Annotated in this window: 8 protein-coding genes and 1 riboswitch; of the genes, 1 reads left to right on the top strand and 7 read right to left on the bottom strand. The window is 60.7% G+C overall.

Annotated features, from left to right (window positions below; all coding sequences use genetic code 11):
- Nucleotides 1–6 precede the first annotated feature (6 nt).
- The 7 genes from AAG813_RS13650 to AAG813_RS13620 all read right to left on the bottom strand — a co-directional run bounded on the left by AAG813_RS13650 (nt 7) and on the right by AAG813_RS13620 (nt 9394).
- Nucleotides 7–4095 carry a PilC/PilY family type IV pilus protein gene (locus AAG813_RS13650; RefSeq protein ID WP_341916092.1) on the bottom strand — a complete coding sequence of 1363 codons (4089 nt, stop codon included), beginning with the start codon at nt 4093–4095 and terminating at the stop codon, nt 7–9.
- A 5-nt stretch (nt 4096–4100) separates the two neighbouring features.
- Nucleotides 4101–4742 (bottom strand): PilX N-terminal domain-containing pilus assembly protein, encoded by a 642-nt coding sequence (locus tag AAG813_RS13645; protein WP_341916091.1) that lies wholly within the window; start codon nt 4740–4742, stop codon nt 4101–4103.
- A complete protein-coding gene (locus AAG813_RS13640; protein WP_341916090.1) occupies nt 4739–5767 on the bottom strand; it encodes a PilW family protein in 1029 nt (342 codons plus the stop codon). The genes AAG813_RS13645 and AAG813_RS13640 overlap by 4 nt, the downstream gene beginning before the upstream one ends.
- On the bottom strand, nt 5764–6384 hold the full coding sequence (pilV, locus tag AAG813_RS13635; RefSeq protein WP_341916089.1) for a type IV pilus modification protein PilV: 621 nt from the start codon (nt 6382–6384) through the stop codon (nt 5764–5766). The genes AAG813_RS13640 and pilV overlap by 4 nt, the downstream gene beginning before the upstream one ends.
- A 133-nt stretch (nt 6385–6517) precedes the next feature.
- Nucleotides 6518–6967: a transcriptional regulator NrdR gene (gene nrdR / locus AAG813_RS13630; RefSeq protein ID WP_096697796.1), complete on the bottom strand. Its 450-nt coding sequence runs from the start codon at nt 6965–6967 to the stop codon at nt 6518–6520.
- Nucleotides 6968–7067: 100 nt separating this feature from the next.
- Complete coding sequence (gene glyA / locus AAG813_RS13625; RefSeq protein WP_341916088.1) at nt 7068–8312, bottom strand: serine hydroxymethyltransferase; 1245 nt, start codon at nt 8310–8312, stop codon at nt 7068–7070.
- A gap of 44 nt (nt 8313–8356) precedes the next feature.
- Nucleotides 8357–8488, bottom strand: a riboswitch (ZMP/ZTP riboswitch).
- Nucleotides 8489–8551: 63 nt separating this feature from the next.
- A complete protein-coding gene (locus AAG813_RS13620) occupies nt 8552–9394 on the bottom strand; it encodes a transglycosylase SLT domain-containing protein (RefSeq protein ID WP_341916136.1) in 843 nt (280 codons plus the stop codon).
- Between the two features lie 915 nt (nt 9395–10309).
- Here AAG813_RS13620 and AAG813_RS13615 point away from each other — a divergent pair.
- Nucleotides 10310–14194 carry a DUF748 domain-containing protein gene (locus tag AAG813_RS13615; RefSeq protein WP_341916087.1) on the top strand — a complete coding sequence of 1295 codons (3885 nt, stop codon included), beginning with the start codon at nt 10310–10312 and terminating at the stop codon, nt 14192–14194.
- Nucleotides 14195–14252 lie beyond the last annotated feature (58 nt).

The following is a 14252-nucleotide window of genomic DNA, read 5'->3' as shown; positions in this document are numbered from 1 at the left end:
CCAATGTTAGTTATTCTTGTTTTCACGGTAGTTGTTGATCTGGCGCCAGCTGAGACGTCCGACCTGTTCGCCATAGGAGAGACCTCCTCCACCGGTAGCCGCAACCTTCAGTCCTTTAGACCCCTGCGTGATGATGGCAATTCGCCGGGTGGCGGTTCGCTGGCCGGCCGTGTCACTGTTGGTCAAGGCAGTGCTGCCGATTTCCAGGACCAGGGGCGCGGCCAATATGCCCACCTGGGACAGTTCGGACGTACCGTTGCCCGTGAGTGCATTCACCGCATAAAACCGTCCACCTCCTTCTCCACACGAGCCTTCGGTCGGGAACAGCGAACCGAAAAAGAGCTGTCCAAATTCGGCAGTGATATCGCTGATCTGTCGTTCACCAATGCTCTTGTTGAAATCGAGGTACCAGCCCATTCTGAGGGCGGAGGTTCCGGTTGAAGGAGGCATGCCGTACACAAAGCCGGGAACCGTCACAGTACCGCTGATCGTGGATACCGTTCCCTGCTGCAATTGTGACCTTCCGCTGATAGCCTGGCCATTGTCGAGAAGCGTGTAAAACGTATTCGTCACACCCGATGGCACGGTGGTGTCCGGTGTTTCCAGATATTTTCCCGTTCCAAAGGAGACCAGCTTGCTATCAAAAAAAGCATTGCTGATCACTGGTTCACCGGTAATCGGCTGCAGCCCGTTTGCACTGTCTTTGGCAACAAAAAATGTGTTGCTGGTCCCTACCTTGTGGTTCAGTTTTGTCAGATTGGTGGTCGCATTGGTTGTCAGGCTGTTGATACCTTTCAGCGTGAAGTCCAGCTTCCAGACATTACCTTGCATGTCGCCTGTGTAGAGGCTGTCCACCGCACCAGTTCCGAAGTTTTTGACCGTGGTCAGACCCACCAGACCTTTTGCAATAGCGGTACTTGTCTGCGGCAACTCTATGCGCCAAAAATTCGTGCCCTCGGTCCAGGCCACCCCTGAATTGCTGGCAGGCTTGTTCGACAGATCGAGAATGAAGATGGATGGATTGCCTGTGGAATGCGCATAGCCGTCGGCGGTGTAGTTGTTGACGCCGCTGGCGACAACGGCATACCACTTGTAGACCGGGGTGATACCTGTATCAGTCGTGCGCAATTTCACGATCTGGGGCGTACCGACTACATTGCCCATCGAGGGGTGATCGCGGTCCGTGAACTCCCAAAGAACATCGTCTTTGGTGAAGGTTTCGGGATCGGTGACGTCAAGGGCAAAAACGCCCTGTCCGCCAGCACCCACACCCGACACCAGCACGCTGCGCCACGCGCTGTCCACATACGCCTCACCGATTGCGGGGGTGGCGTCGTTGATGCTGACGTGGTTGTAGTCCTGGTCGGGCAACAGGTTCAACTTGCCTGCGACGAACCCGGGAATATAGGCAAAAGCTTCCCTGCCGTTCGTGTCATAAAACGCGTGCAGCATGCCGTCGTTCGCGTTCGCGAAAATGACAGGCTTGCGGTTCTTGTTGTCATTGAAGAATGTGTTGTACGCGGTTCCTGCCACGCCACCAGATGGCTTGCCCATATAGACCAAGCCGCTGTTGACGATGTCCCCCAGAACGATGTCGCGCGGTCGGAAGGGGGCCGTTGGCGTCGTGGGCTTGATCTCCTTGCGCCGGTCCCCACGCAGGTAGTTCAGCCGGTCTTCGCCCATGGCCGCATCAATAACTACCGTGGTCGTGTAGGGCATGGTGCTGAACGACGTCTTGTGAGCCGTGTTCAGGTCAGCCCATCTAAACGGCGTCGGGGCAGCGGTTGCCTGTAGGCCAATCGGGGCACCAATGACAATGTTCCTGCCTGCGCCATGGTCGATCAGCGTAGCCGCGGTCATCACCTGGCCGGCCTCCCAGGTTGAGGTACTGCCAATGACCAGTGAGGTACCAGCAGTGTCCAGGGACAGCGGATACTTGAGCAAGCGGCCGCTCCAGTAATTGGCAACCGGGTTGAAACGAGCCTGAAAGACGGCTGCGGCCTGACCCACTGTCAGGCGCTGCGTTGAAATGGCGCCGCCAGCGATACTTCCGGTTTCTTCTACAACCCGCGCAAAAATCTCGGAAAGAGAGTCAAGAAATTTGGCGGCGTCACTGACCAGGAAATAGTTTTTCGCATCGCCGTCGGTGGCCTGCCACAACACATTGGTTCCCCCCTTATAGGGGTTGCCGGTGTTCCCGGTGGCGCTGTCGTCAAAGCCGCCATATTTGGCGGCAAGATACAACTGCTGGGTTCGACGGAAACTCACGGTATTGCTATCGCGCCCTTCATTGACGTCGATCGAGTAGGTCTTGATACGGCCTTTAGGAAGATCGCTGCGAAAGCTCTGGGTATTGGCCCAGTAGGCCAGACCGGCCATGTGGTAGGAACCTCCTGTGGAACCCGTGTTCATTGTGGCTGCATTCGCCAGGGCGGTATACAGCGTGTTGCCTGGAAGGTTGCCCGCAATCTGGGTTTGGTTCTGGCTATCGGTGTAAGTGAGTACGCCTGTGGTGGTGGTGAGTTTGCTCTCGAAGCTGCCGACCACGCTGGTCCAGAACGGAACATCAAGCGCAGGGTTGGTTTCCGCGCTTCGCGCAAAATCATTATTGCTTATGACAGTATTGCCGGGGACCGAGCGGTCACTGTGCGTGAAAACGTCAGCAATCGTCAAAATGCTGTTTCGCAGGCATCCGTTGCCTGTACCCGAGGTATCGGTAAAGCCTGCGAAGGGATCCGTCCAGGTGGCATAGGCGGGAAAATTGTCTTTCAAGGCTTTGTCGGTCGATGCTGTTCCCGTAAAACCCGAAACGGCCTGGCTGGTGGGTTGCTTGCCCTGAAGGTAACGGATGGCTTCATAAAAGAGCTCACTTACAGGATCAAGTTCTTTATAGTCCCCGATGGTGTCCGGGTTCAGCGTGCCAAACTTGTTGATGTACATGATGGCTCCGCTTTTGGGATAGCCTTGGGCACCATACGTGGCGTCTCCGCTCTGCGGGTTGTCAATGAAGACCCCCGTGTTGGCATTCCATTCGGCGCTGGCATTCGCCGCGGATTCGAGGTTGAAATTCATGTCATATTTTTTGGGGCCCAGGTATTTCAGCGGTGCGCGCAGCACGCCACCGTAGCGCGAGCGGCTGTTGTCCTGAAGGTAGCCAAAAACCCCAATTCGGATGTTTTCCGCATTCATCTGGAACTGACCGACTGGCTTGTATTTTCCGTTCGGGTACCGGAAGCACAGGCCTTTCCATTGTTTTGTTTCCGGGTCGTAGGTCATGAGCCGGTTGGTTGCGCTGTTCGGGTCGCACACCAGCATGTTGAGTTCATAAAATTTTTGGCTGCTGGTCGATCCAATCAACTGGTCACTGCCGGCATTGGAGACATTGAAGGGCTTGTCGCAGGCGCTGCTGGCGTTCGTGTCACGCGACTTGGCAAAATAGACGCGGTTACGGCAGTTGTAAATCCATAGTTTGCCGCCGTCGCTGATCTTGTTGTAAAGCGCCGTTTCCACCAAGGTTGCGGCTTGGGCCTTTGTGATGGACTTCTCGGTGAAGTAGGTGCCGTGTCTGTAAAACGAGTCGGGTAGCCAGGCGCGCTGCAGAACGGTCTTGGCGTTTCCGCTTGACTCATCCACGATCCTGTTGCCGCCGGTGAGACCATAGCGCAGAATGTCGATGGCCGAGGACGTTGCCCAATTCATGAAGTTTCCGCTGAAGGCGCCGCCGCTGCCGCTGCATTCGCCGGCTGCGGTGAGGGGACCATTCCAGTCGAAATTGTTCTGCCCAGGTGCGTGTGTGTAGCAAGCCTTGGGGTCGAAGTAACCGACGTACTCCTTGGTTTTGTCAAACTCGTCCCGGTAGGTTTGCCCGACCGTCGGAAATTCCACGGAGAGTGCCAATGTGAGGTTCCCTTTAGTCTTCGCGCCGTTCATGTAGAGCGGTTCAGCGGGCAGGACAACTTCCGGGGGTAATGTGACAGTCTGGCTGATCACAACGCCCACTGTGACGGCTGACAGGGCCGCCAGAAAAGCAAGCCTGAAGCTCCAGGTTTTCAGCGGTTTGCCAGATGAGCTTGAAAGGAGAGTTCGGAAGTTCATGGCGTTTACTCTTTTCTGAAAATCATTTGCAGGACAGCCTGCGTTTCCTTGCGCGGCCCAAAACCCATGGCCGTGACGCGATACAGCGCCTTGGGACTTCCGCTACTGCCGCTGCTGCTTCCTGGCGTGGCATCGGGAATGATTTCGACGATGTACCGTGGCGCCATTTCCGGGCGAATGCCGCTGCTGCCGGTCGACAGGGTTCGCCCGGTAAACTCGCCGAACTTTGCTGTTTTGGCCGCATTGGTTTCATCGGTGAAATCAACCAGGTACCAGACTGGCTTTGTGCCCGTGGCAGCAGGCAGGCACAGACCTCGCGTTGTACCGGTGCCGCATCCTTCAGAGAAAGACACCGTGTCGGCCATTCGCCCTGAAAAAAGGGCTTCCCGCTGGTTTGTCGAGGTATTGGGTCCGCGAATGTCGAACTCTGCATCAAGCAGCGCCGCCTCAGCGGCCTGGAAGGCGATTTGCTGGTCCCGGTCAAACCGGGTCGAACGCTCGGCAAGCAATACCATCTGGCTGGCGCCAATGCCCAGGGCCATGACCACGGCAAGAAGGATCAGTGTGGTGATCAGCGAAAAGCCACGTTGCTTTGTTGCCGCGCGTGATAGAGCGTTACCGGTCAATGCTGGAAGATGGTGTTTCATCGGAGCCTGAGGTCGTTGCGCAAATGAACAGTAAAGGTGCTTTGCAGCCGTAGCCGTCCATCTGCGGCAACCGCCAGGCTGGAGCCCGTGTCGCTGGTGCTGGCATACATGCTTCCCAAGGGAGCAAAGGTGGCCGTCGTGGACTGCTGGGCAGAGCCTGCGGCTCCCCGCAGGACAAGGCCGATGCGTACAGCCCGAACCCGGCGCCAGTTTTCACGCGTGCCTGCGGCGTTACCGGCCACGGTCAATTCATCCGCGCGCAGCCATCGTTCGGCGACGGTGTCCTGTGCTGCGGAGGCGCTGGGCGCCACATTGGGGGATACCCCGTCGGTACCATAAAGGACCTGGAAAGATTCCACGCCCTCAATCAAGGGGGTGGAAGCGACCCAGGCGCCCGAGGAAAAGTTGTAATAAGAGCAGGAGAGTGAAGGTTCGCCGCTGGTGTCGCGCGTCACATGAAAAACACTGGCAGCACGATCATTGAGGTCTCCCGTGGACAAACCTGCTTCGCCTTCTCCCCTGCAGTTGATCATCGTGTCATCGGCATCGGATGCATTGGTTGGAGAACTCACCCCTTGGTAGCGAATCACCAGCACATCGCTTCCGTTTTTGCATGACGTATCGTTCACCGAGCAGGCCCCGGGCCTGTTGCCGTTCACAATTTTGGTGCTTTCGCTGAGAATCAGGTCATCAGGTGTGGCGTAAACGGCATTGTTCCATCCATAGAGGTCCGGTTCCGGGTCAATGCCCAAAAGTGTGGCTGTTGAACGGAGTGCCAGGTTGGCCGCGCCCAGGTCTTGATAGCCCGCCTGGATAATGACCCTCCCCAGCAAGTCGGTGGCAAAACGCTCCCGGTCGCGCAGTTGTGTCGTCGTGTCTACCGCCCGGTAGCCTTGCTGCCCCAGCAAAAGCGCGGTGGCTGCAATGACAACCACTACGAGCCCCAAGCCCAAGGCAACGAGCAACTCGATCAGTGTCAAACCACGTTGACGACGGACGGTACGGGATAAACGATGACGCATCATTCGGAGCTTCCTGCTGTGAGCGGGATGACGACAACCGGCACGCCCGTGCTATCGGCAAATTCAAGCGTTCCGGCCGTGTTGCTGCGGGTCCAACTCACTTTCAGCACGGTAACGTCGCCGCCGCCGGCGCAGGCCCATCGGGGCTTTCCGGCACTGTCAAAAGGGTCACTGTCAAAACAAACCTTGACTCGGGGCGTAGGAAGGGCATTGAGGACTCGCCCCTTCCAGTCGGCCACGTCCCAGGATGCGGCATCCTTGGGAGTTGGACAGCCAGCGGTGAAGCAGTTGACCGACGGAGTGGCAATGGTGCTGGTTCCGGTCAGGGTGCTGTCAAAAAGATAGGGATTGTCTGTCGCTGTGGTTTTGATCGCAATGGTATGGTTGCCTCGCATTTTTTCGGCCAGTTCCCGCCCTAAGGTAGCGGCTGCGGCCTGATTGCGGGTTTCCTTGTTGGCTTGCATCGCTGCGGCCTGCATGCCGACGGCTCCCAGCATGCCGATACTGAGAATAATGATGGCGATCAGAACCTCAAGGATGGAGAAGCCCGACTGCCCCCGGTTGGAAGTGGGAGGGTGAGGGGACGTTGAATCAGGGATGCTGGCGCAGGGTGTGTCCATGCATTGAGTTTAAAAACTCGGCGCGGGAACATCAATCCGGGAGGGAACCGCGTGTCATGTCCAAGTAACCGGCTGTCTGGCTCTGGACGGTCTCTATCTGCTGGCAGCAGGCTGCCGGTTCGCTTTTCCTCTTTTACCGCCTGACCTCATCCACCAGCGTCTTGAACTCGTCAATATCCTCAAAGCTGCGGTAGACGCTGGCAAAACGCACGTAGGCGACCTTGTCGAGCTTTTTGAGCTCGCGCATGACCAGCTCGCCGAGGCGGGCCGACGGTACCTCGCGCAGGCCGAGGTTGAGAAGTTTTTCCTCTATGCGCTCGATGGCTGAGTCCACCTGCTCGGTGCTGACCGGGCGCTTGCGCAGCGCGAGGTTCATGGAGTCGAGGATCTTGCTGCGCTTGTATTCGATGCGGCGGCCGTCCTTTTTGACGATGGCCGGAAAGTTGACGTCGGGCCGCTCGTAGGTGGTGAAGCGTTTTTCACACGCGCCGCACTGGCGGCGGCGGCGTATGAAGTCTGCGTCTTCCGACACCCGCGTTTCCACGACCTGGGTTTCAAGGTGGCCGCAGAAAGGGCATTTCATCCGGCTTCGCCTGGATTTGTAAGCATTATTGGCCTCCAGCCTGCACGGGGCATGCGCAAGCAGCTATCAAAAGCGTAGCGTTTGCACATGCGCCGGCCCATCAACGGTACACCGGAAACCGGCTCGTCAGCGCATTGACCTTGGCGCGCACCGCTTCAATGTTGGCGGCATCGCGCGGGTTGTCGAGCACGTCGGCGATCAGGTTGGCTGTCAAACGCGCTTCCTCGTCCTTGAAGCCGCGCGTCGTCATGGCCGGGGTGCCGATGCGCACGCCGCTGGTGACCATCGGTTTTTCCGGGTCGTTGGGAATCGCGTTCTTGTTGATCGTCATGTGGGCGGCGCCCAGCACGGCTTCGGCTTCCTTGCCGGTGATGCCCTTGGCGCGCAGGTCCACCAGCATGACGTGGCTTTCGGTGCGGCCGCTGACAATGCGCAGGCCGCGTTGCGTCAGGGTCTCCGCGATGATCTGGGCGTTCTTCAGCACCTGCTGTTGATAGGCCTTGAACTCGGGGGCCAGCGCTTCCTTGAAAGCCACGGCCTTGGCTGCGATCACATGCATCAGCGGTCCGCCCTGCAGGCCGGGGAAGATGGCGCTGTTGATGGCTTTTTCGTGTTCTGCCTTCATCAGGATGATGCCGCCGCGCGGCCCGCGCAGGCTCTTGTGCGTGGTGGATGTCACCACATCGGCGTGCGGCACCGGGTTGGGGTACACGCCCGCGGCCACCAGGCCGGCGTAGTGCGCGATGTCCACCATGAAGATCGCGCCGACCGCCTTCGCGACTTTGGCAAAACGCTCGAAGTCGATGCGCAGGCTGTAGGCCGAGGCGCCCGCGATGATCAGCTTGGGTTTGGACTCGTGGGCCTTGCGCTCCATCGCGTCGTAGTCGATCTCTTCCTTGTCATTGAGACCGTAGGAAACGACGTTGAACCACTTGCCGCTCATGTTCAGAGCCATGCCGTGCGTGAGGTGGCCGCCTTCGGCCAGGCTCATGCCCATGATGGTGTCGCCGGGCTTGAGAAAGGCGAGGAAGACGGCTTCGTTGGCCGAGGCACCGCAATGCGGCTGCACGTTGGCCGCTTCGGCACCGAAAATTTTCTTGATGCGGTCGATGGCCAGTTGTTCGGCCACGTCCACATGCTCGCAGCCACCGTAGTAGCGGCGGCCGGGGTAGCCTTCGGCGTATTTGTTGGTCAGTTGCGAACCCTGCGCGGCCATGACGGCGGGCGAGGCGTAGTTTTCGCTGGCGATCAGCTCGATGTGGTGTTCCTGGCGCGCGTTTTCAGCAACGATGGCGGCCCACAGTTCGGGGTCGGTTTGTTCCACAAGAATGGTGCGGTCGTACATGGCAGTCCTTCAAGACGTGGTCCCTGTCATTGGATGAATGAAACAAGGGCTGCCCAGGCGAACGGCTGAACGCTGTGGTCATCGCTTGAGCCCAGCGGTGCGCTTCCCAGTGGTATCCCACGTCAGCAACCGCCCTGAAAAACAGGGGCTGCCTATCGCCAGTCGCGCACACCCCTAGTGTAACGGACCCGGCGCCTGGCTGGCCATCGGCCTGTGAAAGGCCGGGCCGCGCTCAGGACTCAGGAGCTGGCAAGGCTGGCGACTTTGTCGCCGGACTTGTCGCTGGGCAGGTCGTCAGCGTCTGTTTTCGCTGGCAGGGATGCTGGAATCGCCAGCGGCGGGCGTACGGACGGCATGTAAGCCGGCGCACGGCCACTGGCAACCGCCAGCAGGCGCGCATGTTCGGCCATCACCTTGCCGGCATACCCGCCATCGCTTTCCAGATTGGCTGCGCCCACATAGAACTTCAGGCCGGCTTCCACCGAACCGGCCCGGGCGATGCATTCCTGCAGCACCTTGACACCTACTCGCAGGTTGGTGACCGGGTCGAAGGCGGCGAGTTTTCCGCCGAAGTTCTCGTACTTGGCGTGGTGGATGTTGGTCATGACCTGCATCAGGCCCTGGGCGCCGACCGGGCTTTGCGCAAACGGGTTGAAGCCCGATTCGATCGCCATGATGGCGAGGATCAGCGTCGGATCGAGTTTGGCTTTCTGGCCGATCTCGAAGGCTTCGGCGACCAGCACACTCAGGGGCTCGGGCGCCACGCCGTACTTGCGGCTGAGCCAGAAGGCCACCGCCGCCTGTTGCCGGGGCAGGTCCTTGGGGTTGGCGGCGGTGGCCCGGTCAATCGCGTCAGGTTCGGTGAAGCCAATCGCGGCTTCCTGGCGCTCCTGCAGCCAGCTCATCAGCCGGGATTCGCCGGCCTGACGCAGGTCGGGCCGGGCGGTCAACGTGATGACGGCAAACACGACGGCCAGGCCAACAAGTGCGAAGCTGTTGTGGGTGATTTCAAAAAACCCCTGGGCAATGTCGTCGGCAATATTTGCCAGACTGTTGCCCACGTTCTTCTGAAGCGTCCGCATCACCGATGCGGGGGTGGATTGTCCTAGCGCTGTCATAGCACTCCTTTCTATGCACATCGACTTGTGGAGCCGTGCGCTTTGATTGGGTCGCCATCAAACCAAGGCCTTGCCTTGGGGGTGTTGACCCCTTGTCTGACTTTGCCGGGTTCGGCAGCGGATTCGGGTTGTCCCTAGTTTTGGGTGGGACGGCGGATTCTAAAAGCGCGCTTAATAACTTGTCAAGAATATCAAATAAGTTTGATATTGCTATAAATGCATTAAAAGCCGAATTAGGGTGTCAAGACCCCCTGTTTCTCCCAATTGAGCGATTTTTGGGGTTTCTCTCCAAATCGTGACGCTGACCCCTTTCCTGAACAAAAAAGGCTGTATGTTTTGACAGTAAGTCCTTTTAACTCAAGTGTTTGCGGCGTTTTCAAGAGAAAGTGCCGGAACATTCGAGCAGGACGGTTTTTGGGGGTGATGCGGCGAATGCCTCATGGCCATGTAGGACAAGGACGCAAAGATGTAACGCCGAAGAAAATGGCAATCGCGGGCTGATTTTTGATTACAAATTTCGACTTGCGCCGACAGCGCCCGAGGTTTAACCTGCAGTTGCTTGAGTACCTCAAGCATCAGCCGGGTAACCAACCCCGGTCAAACTGAGAGCAATCACTTGCCCTCATCGCACTGGAGACGATCTTCTCTTCTTTGCGAAGCCCGACGGCATGAGCATCACGCTCGCCGTCAACCCCGGTCGGCCTCGCTGCCCGGGGTTTTTAATTGGTGCCGGGGCTTTATGGTCAAACCAGCCCCATCAGCCATTGACCTTTTTCCCTGCACGTTCAAGACTCAAGGCCTATGCCCGGCCATGAACTGAAACGCAATCCCTCCCGACTCTCCAGTCTTTTCCAATCTCTCGCCGGCAAAGCAGGGGGCATGTTGCGTTCACCTCGCTGGCATCGCCGCGCGGCCTGGGCCCTGGTTGGCCTGTTGCTGTTCTGGGCGCTGGCTTATGCCCTGGTGCCTCTGGTGCTGAAGTCGCAGCTTGAAAAGGTGGTGTCTGAAAAGCTGGGCCGGCAGTTCACGGTGGGCGCAGTGGACTTCCGTCCCTGGTCGCTGGAGCTGACCCTCCGCGACCTGGCCATCGCCAAAGCCGCCAACCCGCCGGCGCCTGCCGCGGGGCCGGCAAGCAGCCGGCTTTCCCCTGGCGCGCCCCAGCTGAAAATTGCACGCCTCTATATAGATGCAGAAATGCAGTCGCTGCTCCGCCTGGCACCAGTCGCCGACGCCATCGAGCTCGATGGCCTGATGCTGTCCCTCGCCCATCTGGGCCAGGGCCGTTATGACATTGACGACATCCTTGCGCGGCTGAAACCGCCGCCCGATGAACCGGTCAGCCGTCCGCTGCGCTTTGCCCTCTACAACCTCGTGCTCAGCGACGGCCAGCTTGACTTTGCGGACCTCCCGGCAGGCAGGACCCATGCGGTGCGCGACCTGCGCCTGTCGGTCCCTTTCCTGAGCAACCTGCGCTCCCAGCGCGAGGTCAAAACCTCGCCGCACCTGGCCTTCAAACTCAATGGCAGCCATTTCGACACCGCTGCCGTCGGCACACCGTTTGCCCAGACCCACAAGACCGACGCCACGCTGGCGCTGCGCGGGCTGGACCTGCGTCCTTACCTGGCCTACTGGCCGGAAGGCCTGCCTTTCAGGTTGGACAGCGCGGTGCTCCACGCCGATATCAAGCTGTCGTTCGAGCAGACACCGGCAACCGTCATGCGTTTGTCGGGCACGGCGACGGCGGAACAGGTGCGCCTGCGCGAGACCCAAGCCGGCCACCGGGAACTGCTGGCGTTTGACCGACTGGAGGTCGGCCTCGACGACATCCGGCCGCTGGAGCGCAGTGTCAAACTGTCTTCGGTGACCCTGACCGCGCCCACACTCAACGTGAGCCGCGACCGGGCAGGGCGTCTGAATCTGCTGCCGCCGGGCGATGAACTTGCTATCAAAAGCGAAGCTGTCAGCGCCCGTGCGGAAAGGGCTACAGGCCAAAATGATGCCAAAGAGGCGGCGAAACCGGCGAGCGGGCCGGCAAGCGCCGCTTCTGCACCCGTGCCTGCGGCCAAGGCTACGGCCCCGTGGCGTGTCCAGGTGGGCCGGGTGGCTGTGCGCCAGGGCCAACTCAACTGGCTGGACAACACCCTCCCCACGCCCGCGCAGATCGCGCTGGCAGGCTTGACGCTGGATGCGTCGGCCATCGCCTTTCCTTTTTCGGCCGACGCACCCCTGCAGTTCGAGGGGGCGGTCGGGCTGGCGGGGCCGGTGACGCCGGCCTCGCCCGCGGGCCGCAGGGCGGCAGCGGCGGCACGCCCGGCCCCGGTGTCCACCCCGGCTGCGCCGGCGCTTCTGCGTTTCAGCGGCAATGCGAGTGACCAGGCGGCCCGGCTCACGGCCAGCGTCGCGGCCTGGCCCCTCGACATGGCCGCCAGATATGTGGGCCAGTTCCTGCTGCCGGCCCTCCATGGCCAGCTTGACGCGCAACTGGGCTTGAATTGGCAGGCGGCCAGCGCCGGCAAGGCGCAGGTCCTGCAAGTGTCCGCGCCGCAGATGACGGTCACAGACGTCCAACTGGCCCAGGGCAAGACCTCGCTGGTGTCCGTCAAGCAGGTGGCGCTCCTGCAGGCCGATATCGACCTCACGGCACAAACCTTCAAGGCCGCCGGCATGAAGCTGATCCAGCCCACAGCCCTGGTGGAACGCGGCCGCGACAAGCGCTGGATGTACGAACGCTGGCGGGTGGCGCAGGCCAAGGCGCCTACCCACCCGCCACGGCCGATGACCGAGGGAGCTGCCGCGCCGGCCTGGGTCGTCGCCATCAACGAGGTACAGCTCGAAGGCGGCGCCATGTCGTTTGCCGACAAGGCGGGCGCCAAGCCGGTGAATTTTGAAGTGAGCGCTGCCCATGCGCGACTGGGCTCGCTGGTGCTGGACGACCGCGTGGCCGCCAAAGCCATGCCCTTGAGCGCTTCCCTGCGTCTGGCCAGCGGGCGGTTTGAGCCGGGCAAGCTGGCGTTTGACGGCAGCATCGGCCTGACGCCGGTGCAGGCCCAAGGCCGGCTGGTGCTGGACCGGCTGCCGCTGCAGGCCTTTGAGCCCTATCTGGCCGACGCACTCAACATCGAGCTGCTGCGTGCCGAGGCCAGCTTCAAGGGCCGTGTGGCATACCGGCAGACGGCGGGTGGCCCGGTGGCGCAACTCAATGGCGATCTGGCGCTGGAAGAGTTTCGTGCCAACACGCTGGCGCCCAGCGAAGAGTTGCTGGCCTGGAAGGCGCTCAAGCTGCGCGGCCTGCAGGTCGCACTGGATCCGGCCCGGGCCACCAAGGTCGATGTCAGGGAAACCGTGCTGACGGATTTTTTCGCCCGGGTGATCGTCACGCCGGAAGGGCGGATCAATCTGCAGGACCTGACCAAAACTTCTGCCGCTTCGATTCAGAATGCTCCTGAAACCATAGCTGGAAGAGCAGGTGGTACAAGGGCTGGCGGCACAAAACAGGATCAGTCCTTTGCCGCCACCGCCATGGCGGCTCCAGCGCCGGCTGCGCCAGGTCCGGCGCCTGTGGTCCATATCGGGCCGATGCAACTGGTCAATGGCAAGGTGCTGTTTTCCGACCGCTTCGTCAAACCCAACTACACGGCCAACCTGAGCGAGCTCAACGGCACGCTCAGTGCGTTTTCTTCCGTGCTGCCCGGCGCGGTGGCCGGCGCAGCGCCTGCCATGGCGGACCTGGCGCTGCGCGGCAAGGCCGAGGGCACCGCTTCGCTGGAAATCCTGGGCAAGCTCAACCCGCTGGCCAAGCCGCTGGCGCTGGACATCACGGGCAAGGTGCGTGACCTGGAGTTGCCGCCGCTTTCGCCCTACGCCGTCAAGTATTCGGGTTACGGCATCAACCGCGGCAAGCTCAGTGTCGACGTGAACTACGTGGTGCTGCCCGACGGCCGGCTCACCGCCAGCAACAAGCTGGTGCTCAACCAGCTCAGTTTCGGCGACAGGGTCGAAGGCGCGACGGCCAGCCTGCCGGTCAAGCTGGCCGTCGCGCTGCTGGCGGACCGCAACGGCGTGATCGACATTGATCTGCCCATCAGCGGCTCGCTCAATGATCCGCAGTTCAGCCTGGGGCCGGTCATCGTCAAGGTCATCCTCAACCTGATCGCCAAGGCCATCACCGCGCCGTTCAGCCTGCTCGCCAGCGCATTCGGCGGCAGTGCCGACGAGCTCGGCGTGGTCGGGTTTGCATCGGGCAGTGCGGTGCTGGCGCCCGAGGGCCAAGCCGGCCTGGACAAGGTGGGCAAGGCACTGACCGACCGGCCGGCGCTGCAGCTGACGGTGGTCGGCACCAGCAGTCTGGAGGCCGAACGTGACGGCTGGCGGCGTGCACGGCTCGACGCGATGCTGCGCGCGGAAAAGCGCCGCACCCTCGTGTGGGAAGGGGGCCGCACAGACGAGGTGGCAAGTATCAGCCCGGCGGAATACCCGGCGCTGCTCAAGCAGATCTACCAGCGCGCCGACATGGCCAAACCACGCAACCTGGTGGGCCTGGCCAAGGACCTGCCTGTTGCCGAGATGGAAAAACTGCTGATGGCCGGCATGGTGGTGGACGACAACGCCATGCGCGAGCTGGCCGTGCAGCGTGCCGTGGCGGTCAGGGACTACCTCGCTGCCGGGGGTGTTTCGCCCGGCAGGCTCTTTCTGGGCGCGCCCAAAAACGCGCCTGCGGACGCCAAATGGACACCGCGCGCCGAACTTAATTTGGCGATGCCGTAAAAACAGCGAAAATAGCCGCATTGCTTTATTTCTGAAGCTTGGGTCGGGGTCGCGGATA

It is taken from the genome of Polaromonas sp. YR568 (genome assembly GCF_943371715.1).
GTDB lineage: Bacteria > Pseudomonadota > Gammaproteobacteria > Burkholderiales > Burkholderiaceae_C > Polaromonas.
Note: the sequence above shows the minus strand (reverse complement) of the source record. Positions and strands in the feature narration are given on the sequence as shown.